This is a genomic window from Mycolicibacterium cosmeticum (genome assembly GCF_000613185.1).
GTDB classification, from domain to species: Bacteria; Actinomycetota; Actinomycetes; order Mycobacteriales; family Mycobacteriaceae; genus Mycobacterium; species Mycobacterium cosmeticum.
The window spans coordinates 3,095,869-3,120,484 of sequence record NZ_CCBB010000001.1 but is presented as its reverse complement, the minus strand read 5'-3'; the positions used below and the strand labels follow the sequence as shown (position 1 = coordinate 3,120,484).

General features: G+C 71.7%; 1 protein-coding gene (cut by a window edge). It reads right to left on the bottom strand.

The features are described 5' to 3' along the window. Positions 1–24,616 carry the 5' portion of a non-ribosomal peptide synthase/polyketide synthase gene (locus BN977_RS14970; protein ID WP_036398069.1) on the bottom strand. The gene continues 6,515 nt to the left of window position 1, outside the view, so the window shows 24,616 of its 31,131 coding nt (coding positions 1–24,616); the start codon lies at positions 24,614–24,616; its stop codon lies off the left edge, out of view.

The window sequence follows — 24,616 nt, the reverse complement described above, 5'->3', positions numbered from 1 at the left end:
CGCCGGTGCTGACGGCCGCAACCGGCGCGGCGTCGGTGAGCATGAACCCGACCCTGGCCGCCGGCAGCGCGGGGTCGATCGGCAGATAGGCGGCCCCGGTCTTGAGCACCGCCAGGATCGCGGTGATGGCGTCGGCCGATCGCGAGAACATCAGCGCCACAGTGCGTCCCGGTTCGGCACCAGCACCGGCCAGCAAATGCGCCAGTTTGGTCGACGCCTCGTCCAGTTCGGCGTAGGTGAGGGTCCGGCCCTGCCACGTCAGCGCCGGCGCCTGCGGGGTGCGGGCGACCTGCGCGGCGAACAGTTCGGGGATGACGGCGCCACCGGCCGGCCGGCCCAGCGCCGCGCGGTTGCCCAGTGTGTCCAGGCGGGCCTGCTCGGCCTCGTCGACCAGGCTCACCGCGGACAGCGGCCGGTGCGGCGCGGTGGTCATCGCCACCAGCATCCGCTGCAGCCGGGTGACCATGGCCTGTACCGTCGCCGCGTCGAACACATCGGTACGGAATTCCACCTCGCCGCCGATACCGGCCGGCGCACCGGTCGGGGTCCACCGCTCGGACAGCGAGAACGTCAGGTCCATCCGCGCGGACTGGGTACCGAGCGGAATCGAGGTGGCCTCCAGGCCTTTCAGCCCCGACCCGGCCGCCGGGTCGCTCAGGCCGGCGAAGTTCTGCCAGGCCAGCATGACCTGGACCAGCGGGTGGTGGCTGAGGCTGCGCGCCGGGTTGAGTCGCTCCACCAGCACCTCGAACGGCACGTCCTGGTGTTCGAAGGCTTCCAGGCTGCGGCCGCGCACCTGCTCGAGCAGCTCGGCCCAGGTCGGGTCGTCGCTCAGGTCGGCGCGCAGCACCAGGGTGTTGACGAAGAAGCCGACCAGGTCGTCGAGTGCCGGATCACGCCGTCCGGCAATCGGGAAGCCCACGGCCACATCAGGATTGGCGCTCATCCTGGACAGCAGGGCCAGCAGCGCCGCCTGCACCACCATGAAGCTGGTGGCGTTGTGACTGCGTGCCAGCCCGGCGATGCGCTCCTGCAGCTCCGCGGGCCAGTCCACGGGCACCGTGGCGCCGGCCATGTCGGCGATCAACGGGTAGGGCCGGTCGGTGGGCAGTTCGAGCCGTTCCGGCAGCCCGGCCAGCGTGTGCTCCCAGTGCGCGAGCTGCGCGGCGAGCCGGCTGTGACTGTCGTCCAGCCGGCCGAATTGGGCGTGCTGCCACAGCGTGTAGTCGACGTACTGCACGGGCAGCGGCGTCCAGTCCGGGGCCTGTCCGGTGCACCGGCTGGCGTAGGCCACCCCCAGATCGGCGACCAGGGGCCGCAGCGACCAGCCATCGGCCGCGATGTGATGCACCACGGCCACCATGACGTGTTCCTCGTCGCTGACCCGGAACACGCTGACCCGCAACGGGATATCGGTTTCCAGGTCGAAGGTCAGCCGGGCGATCGATTCCAGGGCGTCGTGCAGCCGGGCCGGTGACCACCCGCTCGCGTCGACGACGTCCCAGCCGAAGTCGGCCCGCTCCGCGGCCACCACGACCTGTTGCGGGGTGCCGTCCGGGGCGGTGAACACGGTGCGCAGGCTCTCGTGCCGGGTCACCACGTCGGCCACCGCGGCGCCCAGGGCCCCGACGTCCAGGGCGCCGGTCAGCCGTAGCGCCGCCGCCATGTTGTACACCGGGGACGGGCCGTGCACCTGGTCGATGACCCACAGCCGGTTCTGCGCGAAGGACAACGGGATCGCGGCGGGCCGGTCCACCGGGACCAGCGGCTGCAGTCCGCCGTCACCCTCGTCGATCCGCGGGGCCAGCTGCGCCACCGTCGGCGCCTCGAACACCGTGCGGACCGGGATGTCCACGCCCAGAGCCGTATTGATGGCGGCCGTCAGCCGCATGGTGGACAGCGAGTCGCCACCGAGATCGAAGAACGAGTCGTCCACGCCGACCCGCTCCACGCCGAGCACCTGGGCGTAGACGCCGGCCAGGATTTCCTCGGTGAGGGTGGCTGGGGCGCGGTAGGCCCCCGCGGTGTATTCGGGCTCGGGCAGCGCGCGGGTGTCCAGCTTGCCGTTGACCGTCATCGGCAGCGCAGGCAGCCCGACCACCGCGGCCGGCACCATGTAGGCCGGCAACCGGTCGGCCAGCGCCGCGCGGGCCTGTGCCGGATCGGCGGTGCCCGTTATGTACCCGATCAGCCGCTTGGCGCCGGGCCGGTCCTCGCGGGCGATCACCACCGCCTGCTCGACACCGTCCAGCGCGTTCAACGCGGATCGCACGTCGCCGAGTTCGATCCGGAAACCGCGGACCTTGACCTGATCGTCGGCGCGGCCCAGGTACTGCAGCTGCCCGTCGGAGCCCCAGCTCACCAGGTCCCCGGTGCGGTACATCCGGGTGCCCGGCGCGCCGAACGGGCAGGGCACGAATCGTGTTGCGGTCAAACCGGATCGGCGCCAGTACCCGACCCCGACACCCCGGCCCGCCACGTACAGCTCACCGACCGCACCCGGCCGCACCGGGCGCAGCCAGTCGTCGAGCACGAACAGGACGGCGCCGGCCACCGGCGACCCGATGGGCGGTGCTCCGGTTCCCGGCCGCAGCGGGGTGCTCTTGGTGACCCACATGGTGGTCTCGGTGGGCCCGTAGACGTTGACCATGGTGCGGTGGTCCGCACTCCACCGGTCCACCAGCTCCGGCGGGCACGCCTCGGCGCCGATCACCAGCGCGGCCGATTCCAGACCGTCGGGCGACAGCGCCGCCACGGCGGACGGGGTCTGCGCGAACACCGTCACCCGCTCGCGGATCAGCAAGGCGTGGAACTCTTCCGCCGAGCGGGCCACCGCGTCGGGCACCACCACCAGCCGGCCACCGTGCAGCAGCGCACCCCAGATCTCCCACACCGAGAAGTCGAAGGCATAGGAGTGGAACTGCGTCCACACGTGTCGGGAGGACAGCTCGATGCCGATCTCCAGGCCCTGGAACAACTGCGTGACGTTGCGGTGGGTGACCGCCACCCCCTTGGGCACCCCGGTGGTGCCGGACGTGTAGATGATGTGCGCGATGTCGTCGGGCACCGGGCCCGGCAGCGCGCTGCTGGGCCGGTCCGCGGCCGCGTGATGCGCGTCGACGAGCACCGGCGCACCCGACCCGGGCAGCCGCTCGGCCAGCGCGGCCGTGGTGAGCACCGCGACCGGATCGGCATCGGCGAGCATGAATCCGATTCGGGCCGGCGGCAACGCCGGATCGAGCGGCAGGTAGGCCGCCCCCGTCTTGAGCACGGCCAGGATGGCCACGACGGCGTCCGCCGACCGCGGGAAGCACAGCGCCACCGACCGTCCGGGTGCCGCCCCGCGCTCGGCGAGCAGATGAGCCAGCCGGTTGGACGCCTCATCGAGCTCGCGGTAGGTCAGGGCACGGGCCTGGTAGGTGAGCGCCACCGCATCCGGGGTGCGGGCGGCCTGGGCACCGAACAACGCCGGCACGGAGTCGCCCCTGCCGGCCGTGCTCAGCACGGCGCGGCCGCTCCAGTCGTCCAGCCGGGCGCGTTCGTCGGGCTCGAGCGGGTCGTGGGCCGACAGCGGCCGGTCCGGTTCGGCGGCCATCGCCGCCAGCACCCGCTGAAACCGTCGCACCACGGATTCGATTGCGGCGGTGTCGAACACCGCGGCGTCGTACTCGACGCGCAGCGTCAGCTGTGGGCCGGGTTGGGCCTGCACCGCCAGCGGGTAGTGGGTGGCCTCCCGGGTGCTGACGCCGGTCACGGCCAGCTCCCGCGCACCCGAACCGGCCGACAGCGCCTGGGCGTCCACCGGGTAGTTCTCGTAGGCGAACAGGGTGTCGAACAGTTGGTCCTGCCCTGTCACCCGGTGAATATCGGCCAGGGCCAGGTGTTGATGGTCGATGGTGTGGTTGTAGGCGCCCTGCAGCTGCTCCAGCAGCTGGGCGGCGGTGGTGGCGGCGGTGATGTGGGCGCGCACCGGCACGGTGTTGATGAACAGGCCCACCATCGATTCCGCGCCGGGCACCTCGGCGGGCCGCCCGGAGACGGTGGTGCCGAACGCGACGTCGTGCGTTCCGGTCAGCCAGCACAGCACCTGGGCGTAGGCCGCCTGCAGCACGATGTTGGCGGTGGTGCGCCGGGCCCTGGCGAGGTGACCGACGGTTTCGGCGAGTTCGCTTGGCAGCGTGAAGGTTTCGACACGGCGGCGGGATGGTCCGGCGCCGGCCGTACCGACCAGGGTGGGGGTGTCGAAACCGTCGAGCAGCTGACGCCATGCCGCCCGCGCGGCGTCGCGGTCACGGCCGGCCAGCCAGCTGACGTAGGTGCGGTACGGCGTGGTCGCGGGCAACCGGTGCCCGTGGTAGCCGGCGAAGATCTCGCCCAGCAGGATCGGCATGGACCAGCCGTCCAGCACGATGTGGTGGTTGGTCAGGATGAACCGGTACCGGTCTTGCGCGATGCGCAGCAACGCGACCCGGAACGCGGCCCGTCCCGCCAAATCGCACACCGCCGCCCGTTCCTCGGCGCAGAGGCGCTGGGCCTGCGCTTCGGGATCGGCGACGCTGTCGCCGTGGATGTCGACCGAGCGCCAGTACAGCGCCGGGTCGGCCGGGATGATCTGGACGGGTTCACCGAACCGCTGGTGGAAATGGGCCGCCAGGTTGGGGTGCCTGCGCAGCACGGTGCGCACCGCGTCGCGCAGCCGCTGTTCGTCCAGCGGGCCGGCCAGACCGATGTCGAGCTGCCCGGCGTACAGGTCGGGATCGCCCTGGGCGGTGTTCGCGTGGAACAACAATCCCTGCTGTACCGGGGTCAGCGGCAACACGTCGGCCATCCGGTAGTGCCGGGCCAACTCGTCGATCTGGTGCTGCTGCAGGCGCGCCGGCGCGATGTCCGACGGTGTCAGCCCGCCGCCGCCGTCGCGGACGTGCGCGCAGATGCCGGCCAGCGCCTCGAACCACAACCGGCTGAGCCGGGCCACCTGGTCCCGGTCGAGCGCCGACGGCGCCCAGGTCCAGTTCGCGTGCAGTTGGGGGCCATCAGCGGTCTCGACCGTGCCCGCGTTCAGCTCGACGGTGTGCATCAGCGGCATCGGGATCGCCGCGGCCGTGCCCGCCGCCGCGCGGTTGTCGCCCGGCCGCCAGACGGTCTCCGGCAGCGCGAACGAGTTCCCTTGGCGGCCGAGGTAGTTGAATCCGATGGCGGGGTCCGGCGCGGACAGGTCCACGTCGGCGTTCAGATACCGCAGCAGTCCGTAGCTCAACGCGTCGGGCAGGGCGCGCAGCTGTTCCTTGGCCGTCTTGACCGCCGTGCCGAGCGCGGTGTCCCCGGCAGTCACCTGCGCCCAGCTCACCCGGCCCGGCGCCACGGCGACCGGGTGTTTGGTGGTGAACCAGCCCACGGTGCGGGACAGGTCAAGGCTGCGCACATCCCCCGTCGCTTCGCTCGCCGGGTGAGCGACCTCTTCGTGGCGCCCGTGGCCTTCGACGTCGATCGCGATGGGCTCATCGGCGCCCGCGAATTCGGTTGCGGCCAAGGACAAGGCGATCAGCAGGATGTCGTTCACACCGGCGTGGAAGGCGGCCGGCACATCGCCGAGCAGCAGCGCGGTGGTCTCGGCATCGAGGCGGGCCGTCAGCTGCCCGGCCGTGGCGAAGGTGTCGGTGTCGGGCCGCACCGGGGGCAGAATGGCCGGGGTGGCGGCCACCCGCGCCCAGGTCTCGGCGTGCGCGATCACGTCGGGATGGTTGGCGCGCTCGGCGAGCACCGCGGCCCAGCGCTGGAACGAGGTGCCGCCGGCGGGCAGGCTCACCGGTTGCCCGGCTTGATGCTGACCCCAGGCGATGTTGATGTCCTCCAACAGGATCCGCCAGGACACCGCGTCGACGGACAGGTGGTGGGCGATGACGATCAGCTCACCGGTGCCGATCACCCACAGCGCGCTGAGCAGGCGGCCGGCGGCCGGGTTCAGCCGGGCGCGCGCCGCCTCGATCGCCGCGTCGGACAGCCGGTCGACGGTGTGCAGGCAATCGGCCGCCCGCACCGAGCCGGGCTCGGGCACCGCCAAGACGCCGTCACGGGCACGCAACCGCAGCATGGCGTGCCGGTCCAGCAGGGCCTGCAGCACCACCTCGACATCGTGCTTGGTGACACCGGCCGGGGCCTGGACCACCATGGTCTGGTTGAACTGATCCACCGGGCCCGCAACGTCGGCGAGCCAGCGGATGATCGGGGTGGCCTGCACCGTTCCGACACCGTCGTCGATGGCGTCCGGGCCGGAATCCGCGGCGACGACGCGGGCCAGCCGCGCCACGGTCTGCTCGACGAACACGTCGCGGGTGCGGCAATGCAGGCCCGCCGCCCGTGCCCGGGTGACCACCTGCATCGACGAGATGCTGTCGCCGCCGAGGTCGAAGAAGGAGTCGTCGACGCCGACGCGTTCGACGCCCAGCACGTCGGCGTAGATGCCGGCCAGGGTCTCTTCGACCGGGTTGCCGGGAGCGCGGTACCGGCCCGCCGTGTATTCGGGGGCGGGCAGCGCGCGGGTGTCCAGTTTGCCGTTGGCCGTCAGCGGCAGCTCCGGCAGCACCAGCACCGCGGCCGGGATCATGTAGGCGGGCAGGCGGTCTGCCAGCGCGGCGCGCGCCGCGACGGGGTCGACGGTGCCGGTGACGTATCCGACCAACCGCTTGTCCCCCGGGCGGTCCTCCCGGGCGATGACGGCCGCCTGGGCCACCCCGTCCAGCGCGGCCAGCGCAGCCCGCACGTCACCGAGTTCGATGCGGTAGCCGCGGATCTTGACCTGCTCGTCGACCCGGCCCAGGTAGTCCAGTTGCCCGTCGGCGCGCCACCGCACCAGGTCCCCGGTGCGGTACATCCGTTGCCCGGGTGCGCCGAACGGGCACGCGACGAACCGTTCCGCGGTCAGCCCGCCGCGGCGTACGTAACCGGCCGCCACGCCGGCGCCGGCGATGTACAACTCGCCGATCACGCCGACCGGGACCGGGCGTAACCGGCTGTCCAGCACGAACATCGCCGCTTTCGGCACCGGTGAGCCGATGGGTACCACGCCGGGCTCGGGCACCAACGGCGCGCTGATGGCCGCGTAGACGGTCGCCTCGGTGGGACCGTAGGCATTGATCATCCGACCGGTCGTCGGCCCGCGGTCCGGGCCGACCCAGCGCCGCACCAACTCTGCCGGGCAGGCCTCGCCGGCCACCACCAGGGTGACGTCCTCCAGGCCGGTGGGCGGCAGCGCCCCGGCCGCGGACGGGGTCTGGCTGAGCACGGTCACCCCCTCGGCGATCAGCAGGGCGTGCAGGTCTTCCGGTGACCGGGCGGCCGCCTCGGACACCACGACCAGCCGGCCGCCACGCAGCAGGGCCCCGAAGATCTCCCACACCGACACGTCGAATGCCAGCGAATGCCATTGCGACCACACCCCGGCGGTGGGCAGGCCGGAGTCCGGCGCCGTCAGCAGCGAGGCGACGTTGCGGTGGGTGACCGCAACACCTTTGGGCACCCCGGTGGTACCCGAGGTGTAGATCAGGTAAGCCAGGTCGTCGGCGGCCGGGAACGGCAGCGCGCTGCCGGGCCGGGCGCCGATGACGGGGTCGGCCACGTCGACGACGGTGCAGCCGGTGTCGGTGCCGAGCCGACCGGCCAGCTCGGCGGTCGTCACGACGGCCACCGCAGCGGCGTCGGCGAGCACGAACTCGACGCGGCCGGCGGGCAGGGCCGGGTCGATGGGCAGGTAGGCCGCACCGGATTTGAGCACGGCCAGGATCGCGACGACGGCGTCGGCGGAGCGCGGCAGCAGCAGGGCGACGCACCGGCCCGGACCGGCACCGTGGCCGGCCAGTAGGTGTGCCAGCCGGGTGGAGTCCTCGTCGAGTTCGCGGTAGGTCAGCGACCTACCGTCGTGGCGCAGGGCGACCGTGTCCGGGTGGCGGCGCACCTGCTCGGCGAACAGTTCCGGGATCGATTGGCCGGTCACCGGTTCGGCGAGCACCGCGCGGTTGCCGACGGTGTCCAGGTGTGAGCGCTCGTCGTCGTCGAGCACGTCCACCGAGGACAGCGCCCGGGCCGGGTCGGCGACCACGGCCGACAGCACCCGCCGCAGCCGCGCGGTCAGGGTTTCGATGCTCACGGCGTCGAACACGTCGGTCCGGTACTCGACGGTGCCCACGATCCCGGCCGGTTCACCGGTGTCGCTCCAGGTTTCACCGAGGGAGAAGGTGAGGTCCATCCGGGCGGTCTTGGTGTCCACCGGCATCGGGGTGACGCGCAGGTCACCGAGGGCCAGCCCGGCGGCGGAATCGGTGGCCATACCAGGCAGGTTCTGCCAGGCCAGCATCACCTGGACGAGGGGGTGGTGGGCCAGGCTGCGGGTGGGGTTGAGGCGCTCCACCAGCACCTCGAAAGACACGTCCTGGTTTTCGTAGGCGGCCAGGCTGCGGTGCTGTACCTGGGCCAGCAGCTCGGCGAAGGTGGGATCGCCGTCCACCTGGACGCGCAGTACCAGCGTGTTCACGAAGAACCCGACCAGGTCGTCGAGGGCGGCGTCGCGCCGCCCGGCGATCGGGAAACCCACGGCCACATCGGAACTGGCGCTGATGGTGGCCAGCAGCGCGGCCAGTGCGGCCTGCACCACCATGAAGCTGGTGGCGTTGTGTTCGCGCGCCACCCTGGCGATCCGCCGCTGCAGTTCGGCGGGCCAGTGCACCGGCACGGTGGCTCCGCGCTGATCGGCGACCATCGGGTAGGGCCGATCGGTGGGCAGCTGCAACCGCTCCGGCAGCCCGGCCAAGGCGCGCTCCCAGTAGGCCAACTGTGCGGCGATGGCGCTGTCGCCGTCGGCGAGCTCGCCGAATTGGGCGCGCTGCCACAGGGTGTAGTCGACGTACTGCACCGGCAGGGGCCGCCAGTCGGGGGCACGGCCCGCGCACCGGCTGGCGTAGGCGGTACCGAGGTCGCGGGCCAGCGGTGTGATGGACCAGCCGTCGGAGGCGATGTGGTGCACCGCGGCCACCAGCACGTGCAGGTCGGCGCGGACTCGGAAAAGGGTTGCCCGTAGCGGTATTTCGTGGGACAGGTTGAAGGGGTAGCGGGTCGCGGCGGCGATCGCCTGGTCCAGCCGCTCCTGCGGCCAGGCACCGGCGTCGACGACGTCCCAGCCGAAGTCGGCGCCGTCGGCGGGCAGCACGATCTGCTGGGGGATGCCGTCCGGGGCGATGAACAGGGTGCGCAGGCTCTCGTGCCGGGCCACCACGTCGGCCAACGCCGCCCGCAGCGCATCGGCATCCAGGTCCCCTTCCAGCCGCATCGCGGTGGCCAGGTTGTAGACGGCCGAGGGGCCCTGCAGCTGTTCCAGGAACCACAGCCGGTTCTGCGCGAAGGACAGCGGGATGACGGCCGGGCGGGGGCCGGCGATCAGCGGGTCGAGGGCGGCGGCCCCGGCACCGAGACGCGGGGCGAGTCCGGCGATGGTGGGCGTTTCGAAGACGGTCCGCACGGCCAGGTTGGTGTCGAGGGTGCCGTTCACCGCGGCGATCAGCCGCATGGCGGTGATGCTGTCGCCGCCGAGGTCGAAGAAGGAGTCGTCGACGCCGACGCGCTCGACGCCCAGCAAGTCGGCGTAGATGCCTGCGAGGATTTCTTCGACCGGCGTCTGCGGGGAGCGGTAACCGCCGGTGGCGTAATCCGGTGCCGGCAGAGCCCGGGTGTCCAGCTTGCCGTTCGGGGTCAGCGGCAGCGCCTCGAGCGCCATCACCGCGGCCGGCAGCATGTAGGACGGCAACCGGTCGGCCAGCGCCGCACGGGCCTGTGCCGGGTCGGCGGTACCGGTGATGTACCCGACCAGCCGCTTGTCGCCGGGCCGGTCCTCGCGGGCGATCACCACCGCCTGCTCGACACCGTCCAGCGCGTTCAACGCGGTACGCACGTCACCGAGCTCGATGCGGTAGCCGCGGATCTTGACCTGCTCGTCGGCGCGGCCCAGGTAGCGCAGCTGCCCGTCGGGCCCCCAGCACACCAGGTCGCCGGTGCGGTACATCCGCGTGCCCGGCGGCCCGAACGGGCATGCCACGAACCGGGTTCCGGTCAGCGCGGCGCGGCGCAGGTAGCCCACCCCCAGGCCGGCGCCGGCGACGTACAGCTCACCGATGACGCCCTGCGGAACGGGCTGCAACCAGCCGTCCAGCACGAACAGCGCCGCACCGCCGACGGGCGCGCCGATGGGTACCACACCGTCACCCGGGGTCAGCGGGGTGCTGACGGCCACGCACATCGTGGTCTCGGTGGGCCCGTACGCGTTGAGCATCACCCGGCCCGGCGCCGCCCACCGGCTGACCACCTCCGGCGGGCAGTCCTCGCCGACGGCGACCAGCGTCGCGGCTTCCAGCCCGTCCGTCGGCAATACCGCGGCGGCCGTGGGGGTTTGGGTCAGTACGGTGACGCCTTGCGCCACCAGGGTGGCGTGCAGGTCCGGCGCGGAACGTGCCACGGTATCGGGGATGACCACCACCCGGCCGCCGCGCAGCAGCGCCCCGAAGATCTCCCACACCGACACGTCGAAGGCCGGTGAATGCGCGTGGCTCCAGACGCCGGACGGCGGCAGGCCGGCCGGCAGCGAGCCCAGCAGCTGGGTCACGTTGGCGTGGGTCAGGCCCACACCCTTGGGCACACCGGTGGTACCCGAGGTGTAGATGACGTAGGCGAGATCGTCCGGGGCGGGCTGCGCCGCAGTGGCCTCCGGCGTCGCCGCGATGCACGGATCGTCGACGTCGAGCACCTCGCCCGCGAAACCGACTGTCCGGTCCGCGAATTCGACACTGGCGAGCACCACGGCCGGGGCGGCATCGGTCAGCACGAAGTCGATGCGTTCGGACGGCCATGCCGGGTCGACGGGCAGATACGCCGCACCGGTCTTGAGCACCGCCAGCATCGCGGCGATGGCTTCGGCCGAGCGCGACAGCAGCAGCGCCGCGCATCCGCCCGACCCGACACCGCGCTCGACGAGCACCTGCGCCAGCCGATTCGACGCCTCGTCCAGCTCGGCATAGCTGACCGCGCGGTCGCCGTCGCTGACCGCCACCGCATCCGGTGTTCGGCCGACGTGCGCGGCGAACATCTCCAGCATGGTCGCGCCGGCCGGTGGCCGGGTCAGGCCGGCCCGGTGACCGAGCGCGTCCAGGCGGGCCCGCTCCGGGTCGGTCAGCAGGTCGACCGCCGACAGCCGTTGCGCGGGTTCGGTGACCAGGGCCTGCAGCACCTCGCCCAATCGCTGCACCAGTGTCTGGACGGTCGTGGTGTCGAACACGTCGGTGCGGTATTCGACGATGCCGTGGATACCGGCGGCGGCGCCGTCCGCGGTCCAGCGTTCGGCAAGGGAGAACGACAGATCCATCCGCGCGGCCTGGGTGTCCACCGGCAGCGGCGTGACCTCCAGGTCGTCGAGCACCAACCCGGCGGCGTCATCGGTGTGCTGCCACGGCAGGTTCTGCCAGCCGAGCAGGACCTGGACCAGCGGGTGGTGGGTCAGGCTGCGGACCGGGTTGAGCCGCTCCACCAGCACCTCGAACGGGACGTCCTGGTGCTCGTAGGCGGCCAGGCTGCGGGTGCGCACCTGGTCCAGGACGTCGGCGAGCGTCGGGTTCCCGGTCAGGTCCACCCGCAGCACCAGCGTGTTGACGAAGAAGCCGACCAGGTCGTCGAGGGCGGGGTCGCGCCGCCCGGCGATCGGGAAGCCCACGGCCACATCCGAACTCGCACTCAGTTTGGCCAGCAGCACCGACAGCGCGGCCTGGATCACCATGAAGCTGGTGGCGTTGTGCTGCCGCGCCACCTCGGCGATCCGCTCCTGCAATGGCGCGGGCCAGTTCACCTCGACGGTGGCGCCGCGTTGATCGGCGACCGCCGGGTAGGGGCGATCGGTGGGCAGGTCCAGCCGGTCCGGCAGACCGGCCAGCGTCTGTTCCCAAAAGGTCAGCTGTTCGGCGATGGGGCTGCTCTCGTCGTCGATGTCGCCGAGTTGCTCACGCTGCCACAGCGTGTAGTCGACGTACTGCACCGCCAGCGGTTTCCAGCCCGGCGCGCGGCCCGCGCACCGGCCGGCGTACGCCACGCCCAGGTCGGTCACCAGCGGCCGCAACGACCAGCCGTCGGCGGCGATGTGGTGTATCACGGCGACCAGCAGGTGCTCGTCGGCCGCGGTGCGCACAAGTGTTGCGCGTACCGGGATCTCGGTGCTCAGGTCGAAGACGTGTTGCCCGGCGGCGCGCACCTCGGCGGTCAGCCGGTCGGTGTCCCAACCGCGGGCATCGGCCTCGCGCCAACCGATGTCGGCCTTTTCGGCGGGGATGATCACCTGGTGCGGGGTGCCGTCGACGGCCGTGAACACGGTCCGCAGGCTTTCGTGCCGGGCCACCACATCGGTCAGCGCCGCACGCAGCGCGGCGGTGTCCAGCCGGCCCCGCAAGCGCAGCGCCACCGGCATGTTGTACATGGCGGACGGGCCCTGCAATTGGTCGATGAACCACAACCGGTTCTGCGCGAACGACAGCGGGATCACCGCCGGCCGCTGCACGGCGACCAGCGGAGCCCGCCGCGCGTCGTCCAGTTCGCCGACCCGCACCGCCAGCTGTGCCACCGTCGGAGCCTCGAAGACGGTGCGGACCGGTAGGTCGGCGCCGAGGGTGCCGTTGATCGCCGAGATCAGCCGCATGGTGGACAGCGAGTCGCCGCCGAGGTCGAAGAACGAGTCGTCCACACCGACGCGCTCGACGTCGAGCAGCTCGGCGAAGATCTCCACCAGCATCTGCTCGACGGCGCCGGACGGGGCGCGGTACCGCGCGGCGTCGTGGAAATCGGGGGCGGGCAGCGCGCGGGTGTCCAGCTTTCCGTTGACGGTCACCGGCATCGCATCGACGGTGAGCACCGCGGCGGGCACCATGTAGCCGGGCAGGCGCTGCGCCAGCTCGGCACGGGCCTGCACCGGGTCGGCGGTACCGGTGATGTACCCGACCAGCCGTTTGTCCCCGGGCCGGTCCTCGCGGGCGATCACCACCGCCTGCTCGACACCGTCGACGGCGGCCAGTGCCGAACGCACCTCACCGAGCTCGATCCGGTACCCACGCACCTTGACCTGGTCGTCGGCGCGGCCGAAGTAGTCCAGTTGCCCGTCGGGCCGCCACGCCACCAGGTCGCCGGTGCGGTACATGCGCGCACCGGGCGCGCCGAACGGGCATGCCATGAAACGCGTTGCGGTCAAGGCGGACCGGCGCCAGTACCCGATCCCGACGCCGCGGCCGGACAGGTACAGTTCGCCGACCACACCCGGCGGTACCGGGCGCAGCCGCTCGTCGAGCACGAAGAACGCGGCCCCGGCTGTCGGCGCGCCGATCGGTGGGGCGCCGCTGCCGGCGACCAGCGGTGTGCTCTTGCACAGCCACATGGTGGTCTCGGTAGGCCCATAGACGTTGACCATCGTGCGGCCGGGGGCCCACCGGTCCACCAGCTCCGGCGGGCACGCCTCGGCGCCGATCACCAGGGCGGTCCCGTCGAGTCCGTCGGTGGACAACACCGCAGCCGCGGAAGGGGTTTGGGTGAGCACGGTGACGTGTTCGCGCACCAGCAGGTCGTGGAAGTCGTCGGCCGAGCGGGCCACCGCATCGGGCACCACCACCAGCCGGCCGCCGTGCAGCAGCGCACCCCAGATCTCCCACACCGAGAAGTCGAAGGCGTACGAGTGGAACTGCGTCCACACGTGTTGGGAAGACAGCTCGATGCCGATCTCCAGGCCCTGGAACAGCTGGGTGACGTTGCGGTGGGTGACCGCCACCCCCTTGGGCACCCCGGTGGTGCCCGAGGTGTAGATGATGTGCGCCATATCGTCGGGCAGCGGTCCGGGCGGCGGGGTGCCGGGCTGTGCGGCGACGGCGGGATCGTGCACGTCGATGACGGGGACGCCGGATCCGGCGAACCGGTCGGCGAACTCTCCGGTGCTGACGGCCGCGACCGGCGCGGCGTCGCCGAGCATGAACTCCACCCGGGCGTTCGGTAGCGCGGGATCCATCGGCAGGTAGGCCGCGCCCGACTTGAGCACCGCCAGGATCGCCACCACCGCCTCCGCCGACCGCGAGAAGAGCAGCGCCACCGATGTCCCAGGGCCCGCACCGGCGGCGACGAGCAAGTGCGCCAACCGGTTCGCCGCCTCGTCGAGCTCGCGGTAGGTCAGCGAACGCTCACCGCACACCAATGCCACGGCATCGGGCACCCGGGCGACCTGTTCGGCGAACAGGTCGGGCACGGTGACCGCATTCTCGGACGCCGGTCGGGCCAGGATTGCCGTGTTGGCCCAGCGATCCAGTTGCGCGTGTTCGGCGTCGTCGAGCAGATCGACGGTCGCCACCGGGCGGTCCGGGTCGGTGGTGAGCGCGGACAGCATCCGTCCCAGCCGGCCGACCAGCGTTTCCACGGTGGACGCGTCGAAGATGTCGGTGCGGAACTCGACGTTGACGTCGAGGCCCGCGGGCTCGCCCCGCTCGTCCCACCGTTCGGCCAGGGCGAACGCCAGATCCATTCGGGCGGTCTCGGTTTCGACCGGCAGCGGCGCGACCTGCAGGTCGCCCAGTGCCAGCCCGGCGGCGTCGGCGGCCTGCCAGGAGAAGTTCTGCCAGCCCAGCAGCACCTGGACCAGGGGGTGGTGGGTCAGGCTGCGGGTGGGGTTGAGCCGCTCGACGAGGACCTCGAACGGCACATCCTGGTGCTCGTAGGCGGCCAGACTGCGCCTGCGCACTTGGCCGAGCAGCTCGGCGAAGGTCGGATCACCGCTCAGGTCGACCCGCAGCACCAGGGTGTTGACGAAGAACCCGACCAGATCGTCGAGCGCGGCATCCCGTCGCCCGGCGATCGGGAAGCCCACCGCCACATCGGTTGTGGCGGCGACCCTGGACAGCAGTGCGGCAAACGCGGCCTGGACCACCATGAAGCTGGTCGCGTTGTGCTCGCGCGCGACACGGCGGACCTGCTGCTGCAGTTCCACCGGCCACTGCACCGACACCCTGGCGCCATGATGATCGGCCACCGCCGGGTACGGCCGGTCGGCCGGCAACGCCAGGCGCTCGGGCAGACCGGCCAGTGCCTCTTCCCAGTAGGCCAGTTGCGCGGCGATCGGGCTCGCACTGTCGTCGATGTCGCCGAGCTGGGCCCGTTGCCACAACGTGTAATCGACGTACTGCACCGGCAGCGGCGCCCAGGCGGGTGGCTGCCCGGCGGCCCGGCTGGCGTAGGCCAACCCGAGATCGCGCACCAGCGGGGTGATCGACCAGCCATCGGCCGCGATGTGGTGCACCACGGTCACCAGCACGTGTTCACCGTCGGTGATGCGGAAGAGCTTGGCGTGGAACGGAATCTGGGTGGCCAGATCGAAGGTGTGCCGAGCCGCGACACGCACCGCCTCGTCGAGCCGGCTCGCCGGCCAGCCCGCCGCGTCCACCGTCTCCCAGCCGATGTCGGCCCGTTGGGGCGGCAGCACCACCTGCTGGGCCGTCCCGCCCGGGGCGGCGAACACCGTGCGCAGGGATTCGTGTCTGGCCACCACGTCGACCAGGGCCGCGCCCAGCGCGTCGGCGTCCAGCCGGCCGCGCAGCCGCAACGCCACCGACAGGTTGTAGATCGGTGAGGGGCCCTGCAGCTGGTCGAAGAACCACAGCCGGTTCTGCGCGAAGGACAGCGGCACCACCTCGGGCCGCTCGCCGGCGACCAGCGGCTCCAGCCGCTGCGCGTCGCCGCCCACCCGCGGGGCGAGCTCGGCGACCGTGGGTGCCTCGAACACCGTCCGCACCGACAGGTCGGCGTCGAGGCTGGTGTTGATCGCGCCGATCAGCCGCATCGCCGACAGCGAGTCGCCGCCGAGATCGAAGAAGGAGTCGTCGACGCCGACCCGCTGCACGCCCAGCACCTGGGCGTAGATGTCGGCGAGGATCTCCTCCACGGCGCCCACCGGGGCGCGGTACCCGTCGGCGTCGGAATACTCGGGCGCGGGAAGGGCTTTGCGGTCCAGCTTGCCCGAGGAGGTCAGGGGCATCTCGTCGAGCACGATGATGTGCGGCGGCACCATGTAGTCGGGCAGCCAGGCGGCCAGCCGCTGCCGGACGGCACTGATCTTCGTACTGCTGTGCGGCTCGTTGGCCATCACCGCGTGCTGCGCGCCGGCCGGCGGCAGATACAGGTCGGTGAGAACCGGGCGGCCACCGTCGGCGGTGACGAACACGGCGTCCACCGTGCCCGGTTCGGCGCCCCAGGTGACCGCGACGTGGTAGCCGATCTCCTCGCCGAGGCGGTACAGATGCTCCGGGACCACCCCGGCCGCGGTGCCGCCGACGGGCCGGCCCGCGGTCAGTGCCCGTTCGTCTTCGACGTCGGCGATGACGCCGGCCCGCGGAATCGCGGTGACGCGCACGGCATCCGGGTGCCGGCCCGTCAGCCGGTCGTACAGCGTGGTCAGGTCGTTGCACTCCGCCCACGGCCATGCCGGCGCATCGGCCAGTGACCGCGCCGCGACGGGTGCCTTGCGGATGGTGACGTCGTACCGGTAGCGGCTCAGCTCGTTGTCGGCCGATCCGCGTTTCACCTCGATCTCCAGTCCCGCCGCGGCCGCGTTGCCGGCCGCCCACCGGGTGAAGAACTCGGGGGCCAGCAACAGTTCCGGTTCACCGAGTACGGCGTGGTGCACACGCTGCCGCAGCACGGTGGCGTCGGTGGTGGCCGTGGCGCCGGTGCGCGCCAACGCGATGCCGGTCTGGAAAGCGTTCTGCAGGTTGTGGTTGCGGATGTCACCGAGGAACAGCACCCCGCCGGGGGCCAGCAGCTCCATGGCATTGTCGATGACCTCCCCGAGGTAGGCCGCGTTGGGGAAGTACTGCACCACCGAGTTGACGACGATGGTGTCGAACTGCGCGCGCGGCAACCCGTCGGTGACATGTGCCGGGCGTGCCGACAATTCGACCCGGTCGCGCCACGGGATCTGCAACTGCTCCAGTGCCTCGGCGAGTTTGTCGATCGCGGCCGGCGAGATGTCGGTGGCCACATAGCGTTCGCAGTGCGGGGCGATCTGCGTCAGCAGCAGCCCGGAGCCCGCCCCGATCTCCAGAACCTGTCGCGGTCGCAGTGCCAGGATCCGGTCGACAGTGGTGGAGCGCCATTCCTGCATCTCGGCCAGCGGGATCGGCTCGCCGGTGTAGCTGCTGTTCCAACCGCGGAAATCCGAACCGAAGGCGGTGGTTTCACCCTCGGCGGCGTACAGCTCGTCGTAGATGGTCTGCCACTCTTCGACGATCTCGTCGTCGTGGTCGGTGTCGCGGGTGCCGCTGGTGGCGTGTTCGAAGGTGATGTAGGCGACCAGCTGCGAACCGGTGGTGCCGTGGTGCACGGTGGCGGCGGCCTGGCTGACCTGCGGGCAGGCCAGGAGGGCGCTCTCGATCTCGCCGAGCTCGATGCGCTGACCGCGCAGCTTGATCTGGGTGTCGACACGGCCCAGGTAGTCCAGCGTGCCGTCGGGGTTCCACCGGGCCAGGTCCCCGGTCCGGTACATCCGGTCATATTCCCCGTCGCTTCGCTCGCCCAGTTCCCCCTGGGCGCCAAGGTGTTCCGGATAGGGATTGGCCACGAACCGTTCCGCGGTGAGCCGCATGCGGCCCAGGTAGCCGTGCGCCAGCGCGGGCCCGGCCAGGTACAGCTCACCCACCACGCCGACCGGTGCCGGGTTCAGCTGGGCGTCGAGCACCAGGGTGCGCACCCCGCCGATCGGCGTGCCGATGTTCACCGGCCGGTCCGGCGCCAGGGCCGCCCCGGTGGCCCAGATGGTCGCCTCGCTGGGCCCGTAGGCGTTGAACATCCGCCGGCCGGCGCCCCCGGATGCGGCCCACGCGTGCACCAGTTCGTCCGGGCAGGCCTCGCCGCCGGTGATCAGGGTGCGCAGGCCGTCCAGCCGGGCGCGGTCCAGGGAGGCCACCACGGTCGGGGTCAGCAGCGCCGTGCTCACCCGTTGCCGTTGCATCAGGGCCGTCAGCGCCTCACCGGCGTACACATCGCGGGGCGCGATCACCAGGGCGGCGGCCGATCCGGTGGCCAGCAGCAGCTCGAACAGCGAGGCGTCGAAGGTCGGGGCGGCCACCATCAGCACGCGGGTGCCGGCCTCCAGCCGGTACATGTCGCGTTGTGCCGCAGCGGCTCCCAGCAGGCCGGCGTGGCTGACCGCCACCCCCTTGGGTTCACCGGTGGAGCCCGAGGTGAAGATGACGTAGGCGGTGTTGTCGGTGTGCAACGCGGCCGTGCGGTCGGCGTCGGTGATCGGCCCGGTACCCGACGCCGACAGGTCAAGCCCGTCGAGGCGCAGCACCGGCACCGCGCCGGCGCCCGGCACCGTGTCGGTGTCGCCGGTGACGACGCAGACGGCCGTTACCGCGCCGAGGACGGTGGCGATGCGCTCCACGGGATGGGTGCGGTCGACCGGCACGTAGATCGCGCCGGCCTTGGTCACGGCCCACCAGGTCGCCACCAGCTCGGCGCTGCGGTCCAGCGCCACGCCGACGGCCCGCTCCGGACCGGCGCCCGCCGCGATCAGCCTGCGCGCCAACCGGTTCGACCACTCGTCGAGCTCGCGGTAGGAGAACCGGCGGTCACGGTCGATCACCGCGACGGCTTCGGGGTCGACCGCCACCGCCGCGGCCAGCAGCTCGGCCGCCAATCCGACCGGCGCCCGCACGCCTGCACCGGACCAGCGTTCCAACATGGCCTGCTCGTCGGCGCCGAGCAGGTTGAGGGAGAACAGCTTTCGCGCCGGATCGGCGGCCATCACGCCGAGCAGCCTGCGCAGCCGGGCGGTCAGCGCCTCGATACCGGCGGCGGTGAACACCTCGGTGTCGTATTCGACGTGCAGGCTCAGCTCGCGGCCGGGCAGGGCTTCCACCGTCAGCGGGTAGTGGTTGTATTCGCGGTTGGTGAAACCGGCCATCGTCAGGTCGTCACCCAACGGGACATCGGTGTCGATCGGGTAGTTCTCGTAGACGAACAGCGTGTCGAAGAGCTGCTCGTGTCCGGTGGCGCGGTGGATCTCGGACAGGGCCAGGTGCTGATGGTCCAGCGTGTCGTTGTGCGAGGTCTGCAGCTGCTCGAGCAGGTCGGTGACGGTGGTACCGGGGGTGATGGTGGCGCGCACCGGCACGGTGTTGATGAGCAGGCCGACCATGTTCTCGGCGTCGGCCACCTCGAGCTGCCCCATCCGCGACCGCGCGGTGCCGAAGGCGACGTCGTGGTTGCCGGTGAGTGAGCTCAGCACCACCGCCCACGCGCCCTGCAGCACGGTGCTCACCGTGGTCTGGCAGGACCTGGCGAGGTCACCGAGCGCCTGGGTGGTCGGCTCCGGAACCCGGAACCGGGCGAAACCGCGCCGCCCCAAACCCAATCGGTCCTGCGGCCGGTGCCGTGGCCCTACCAGGGTGGGGGTGTCGAACCCGGCGAGCACCTCCCGCCAGGCCGCGCGCGCGGCGTCCAGGTCGCGGTCGGCCAGCCAGGTGATGAACCGGCGATACGACGCGGCGGCGGGCAGCCGCTGCCCGAAGTAGCAGGCGAAGATCTCGCGTAGCAGGATCGGCATGGACCAGCCGTCGAGCACGATGTGGTGGTTGGTCAGCACGAAGCGGTGCCGGTTGGCGGCGACCCGGATCAGCACGGCCCGGAACGCCGGTTGCTCACCGAGATTGCCGACCGCGGCCCGCTCGGCGGCGCTGAGTTGTTCGATCTCTTCTTCGACCGCGTCGTCGCGCCCGGTGAGATCGAGAAACCGCCACGCGATCTCGGGTTCGGCGAGAATGACCTGCACGGGTTCGTCGTACTGGCGGCAGAACTGAGCGGCCAGGTGGGGGTGGCGGGCGACCAAGGCCCGCACCGCCTGATGCAGCCGGTCCGGGTCCAGCGTTCCGGTGAGGGTGAAATCGAGCTGCACCGAGTACATCTCGGCGGACATGTCGACCATGGTCTGCGCGGTGCTGGTGTGGAACAGCAACCCGAGCTGCAGCGGGGTGAGCGGCAGGATGTCGGCGATCCGGTGCCGCGCGGCCAGCTCGTCGATCTCGTGCTGGCGCAGCCGGGCCGGGGCGATATCCGAGGGGGTCAGCCCACCGCCGCCGGCGCGGACGTGTGCGCAGATACCGGCCAGCGCGTCGAACCACAGGCCGTTCAGCCGGGCGATCCGCTCGGCGTCGAGCACCGAGCTCGCCCATGTCCAATCCGCCTGCAGGCGGGGGCCTTCTGCGGTGTCGACGGTGCCGGCGTTGAGCTCGACGGTGTGCGTCAACGGTATCGGCAGCGCGGCGGCCACCCCGGTTCGTGCCAGGCCGTCGCCGCCCAGGCGCCACAGGTTCTCGATCCCGTCCAGCACCGGAAGGCCCAGTCGGCCCAGGTAGTTGAATCCGATGCCGGGCTCGGCGCCGGTCAGTTCGACGTCGTCGTTGAGATACCGCAGCAGGCCGTAGGTCAGGGCGTCCGGGACGGCGCGCAGCTGTTCCTTCGCGTCCTTGAGTACCGCGCCGATCGCCCCCTCCCCCGCGGTGATCTGCGGCCAGGCCACGGCGCCGCGGGCGACACTCAGCGCGACGGGATACTTGGCGGTGAACCAGCCCACCGTGCGGGACAGATCGAGGCCGTGGGCGTCACCCGCCGTGGCGCCCAGTTCCTCGTGCCGGCCGTGGCCCTCCACGTCGATGCCGATCGGCAGTGCGTCGGGCGTGCCGGTGAATTCCGCTATGGCAAGAGCCAATCCGATCAGCAGGATGTCCTGGACGCCGGCGTGGAAGGCGGCAGGCACCTCCCCGAGCAGCAGTCGGGTGTGCTCGGGGTCCAAGGTGATCGACATCCGGCCCGCCGTGGCGTAGGTGTCCTCGGCGCCGGCCGGCGGCAGCACCGGCGGTGCCTCCGCCAGTCGCCGCCAGGCATCGGCCTGTGCCACCACGTCGGCGGCGCGGGCGTGCTCGCCGAGCAGCTGTGCCCACCGCTGGAAGGACGTCCCCGTCGGCGCCAGTTCGACCGGCCGCCCGGCCCGATGTTGGCTCCAGGCGATGTTGATGTCCTCCAACAGGATTCGCCACGAGACACCGTCGACAACCAGGTGGTGCACGACGAGCACGAGCTCGCCGCTGGTGGTGGCCCAGGCCGCGCTGAGCATCGTCCCGGCACCGGGATTCAGCCGCGACCGCGCCGCCAGCACCACCGCGTCGGACACCTCGGCCACCACGCGCAGGCAGTCCCGGGCGTCGACGGAACCGGGCTCGGGCACCTGCAGCGTCCCGTCGACCATCCGGGCCCGCAGCATGGCGTGCCGGTCCAGCACGGCCTGCAGCACCGCCGTCACGTCGGATTCGATGACCCCTGCCGGGGCCTGCACCACCAGCGTCTGGTTGAACTGGTCGACCGGCCCGTCCTGCTCGGCGAGCCATCGCATGATCGGCGTCGCCGGCACCGGGCCGACGCCCTCGTCGGCCACCTCGGGTCCGGCGTCGCCGGCCGCCACCACCCGGGCCAACCGGGCCACCGTCTGCTCGACGAACACGTCACGCGGCCGGCACGTCAGCCCGGCCGCCCTGGCGCGGGCCGCCACCTGCATGGAAAGGATGCTGTCGCCGCCCAATTCGAAGAACGAATCGTCGACGCCGACACTGTCGAGCCCGAGCACGTCGGCGTAGATGCCGGCCAGCAGTTCCTCGATGGCGCTGCCGGGCGCCCGGTATTCACCGGTGGTGTACTCCGGCGCGGGCAGGGCGCGGACGTCCAGCTTGCCGCTGGTGGTCAGTGGCAACGCGGGCAGCACCACCACCGCGGCGGGCACCATGTGCCCGGGCAGCCGCTCGGCGAGCTGTGCGCGGGCCTGGACCGGGTCGGCGGTCCCGGTGACATAGCCGACCAGCCGCACGTCACCGGGCCGGTCCTCGCGCGCGACGACGGCGGCCTGCGCCACCCCGTCGACCGCGGCCAGGGCGGCCCGCACCTCACCGAGTTCGATGCGGTAGCCGCGGATCTTCACCTGGTCGTCGGCCCGGCCCACATAGCGCAGCTGACCGTCGCCACCCCAGTACACGAGATCACCGGTGCGGTACATGCGCGCACCAGGTGCACCGAACGGGCAGGCGACGAAACGCGCTGCGGTCAGGGCGGTGCGGTGCAGGTAGCCCATGCCGACCCCGTCGCCGGCCACGTACAGTTCGCCGACCACTCCCGCCGGCACCGGCTGCATCCACTCGTCGAGCACGAACAGGGCCGAGCCCGGCACCGGCGTGCCGATCGGCGCGGCGCCGCTGCCGGCCGCCAGCGGGGCACTGACCGTGACGTAGATCGTGGTCTCGGTGGGGCCGTACGCGTTGATCATCGTCCGGCCCGGCGCCCATTGGTCGACGACTTCGGCGGGGCAGGCCTCACCACCCATGACCAACGCGCACGACTCCAGGCCGGCGGCGTCGAGAACGCCGATGGCCGAGGGAGTCTGGGTGAGCACATTGACGCGCTCGGTGAGCAGCACGTCGTGGAAGGCCTCGGGTTCGGTGACCACCGACTCCGGTATCACCGCGAGGCGGCCGCCGCGCAAGAGCGCCGCGAAGATCTCCCAGATCGAGAAGTCGAACGCATAGGAGTGCCAGTGCGACCACACCTGCTCGGTGGGCGCGGGCAGCCCGCCGTCCAGTGAGGCGATCAACTGGGTCAGGTTGTGATGGGTGATGGCCACGCCCTTGGGCGTGCCGGTGGTCCCGGACGTGTAGATCACGTAGGCGATATCGCGGGGTTCGGGTGCGGCGGGCGCGGTGGCGGGCTGCGCGTCGGCGGCGGGGTCGGCGATATCGATGATCGGCACCCCGAATTCGGCCACCCGGCCGGCCGATTCGGCGGTGGTGAGGACCAGCGACGGTGCGGCATCGGCGAACAGGAAGTCGATGCGGGCCTGCGGCAGCGCCGGGTCGATCGGCAGGTAGCTCGCGCCCGTCTTGAGCACGGCCATGATGGCCGTCACCGCGTCGACCGAGCGTGGCAGCAGCACGGCCGCCCGGCCGCCAGGTCGGGCCCCCCGCTCGGCGAGCAGATGCGCCAAGCGATTGGACGCCTCGTCGAGTTGCCGGTAGGTCAGATGCCGGCCCGCGCCGCTGATCGCCACCGCGTCGGGTGTCCGCGCGGCCTGTGCACCGAACATCGCCGGGATCGAAACCGCTTCTGCTGCAGGCGATGTCAGTGCGGCCCAGTTGCCGAGCGTCTCCAGTCGGGCCCGCTCGGCTTGGCCGAGCAGATCCAGCGACGACAACGGCCGGCCCGGGTCGACGGTCATCGCCTCGAGCACCCGCTCCAACTGTGCGGCCAGCTCGGCGGCGTCGGTGCTCGCGAACGGTTCGGCGGCGCCGAAGGTGCTGAGGTACACGTCCTCGCCGGTTACCGAGAACAGCAGTCCGGAGCCGCGGCCGGGTCCGGAGATCAACGATGCGGTGGCCGAGGTGCCACCGAACGGTACCGTGAACGACGAGGGCAGGAAGTCGACGACGACGCGGTCGGCAATCTCCCCCGGGCCACGCAGGCCTAGTTTGCGCTCCAGGGCTTCGACCGGGAACCGTTGATGTTCCAAGGCTTCCCGGATCCGGACGTCGACGTGGCCGCAGTAGTCGGCGATCGACGCCTGCGGGGCGAGCCGCACGGACAGTGGGACGACACCGGCCACCATCGCGGGCAGCGTCTTGGTTTCCGGGCGCACCCGTCGGCTCACCGGGAAGTCCAGCACCACCTGGTCGCCATCACCACGCCAACCACGCACCAGCACGGCACAGGCCGCGGTCAGCACGGTGGTGCGCGGCAAGTTCCACGCTTCGCACAGGCGCTCGACGCGACGCATGAGGATCGGTTCCAGCCGGACCGGGCCGGTGGACGGCCGGCGATCGGCCGCCCCGTCGGGGGTGCCGGCACGCCCACGCGCGCTTGCCTGCGGGACGTTGGCGGCCCAGTACTCCTGATCGGCGGTGTAGGAACCGGACTGCTCGTACTCGGCCTCGCTGTCCACGAGATCCTGCAGCGACCCGAATATCGAATCGGGGATCGGGGCGCCGGCCACGACCGCGGAGTACACCGATGCGATGCGCTGGCAGACCAGCGCCAAGCCGTAGCCGTCGATGACGATGTGGTGGCAGCACACGAACAGGTACGTCTTGGCCGGACCGGCCTGCAGCAACAGGAATCTGAAGAGCGGACCCGACAGTGGCATCGGCGCGCGCCGGACCGAGGACGCGATATCGCGCGCTTGCCGCGCCGGGTCCGCCGCCTGGCTCACGTCCAGCACGGTCAACTCGAGGTCGGCCGCGTCGGCGGGCCGCTGATACACCTGGCCGTCGACCTCGAGGAGCACCGCCCGCATCGGTTCGGCTTCCTCGACCGCGCGGCGGATGGCCCATTCCAGCGCGTCGAGTTCGACGAAGCCGTCGATCTCGGTGAGCAGTCCCAGTTGCCACTCGGTTTCGGGATTGTCTCGAGCTTCCTGCGCCAGCCAGATGTCCAGCTGTCCGCGTGTGATGGGCAGTGCCGCGCCGCCGCCGTTTTCCAT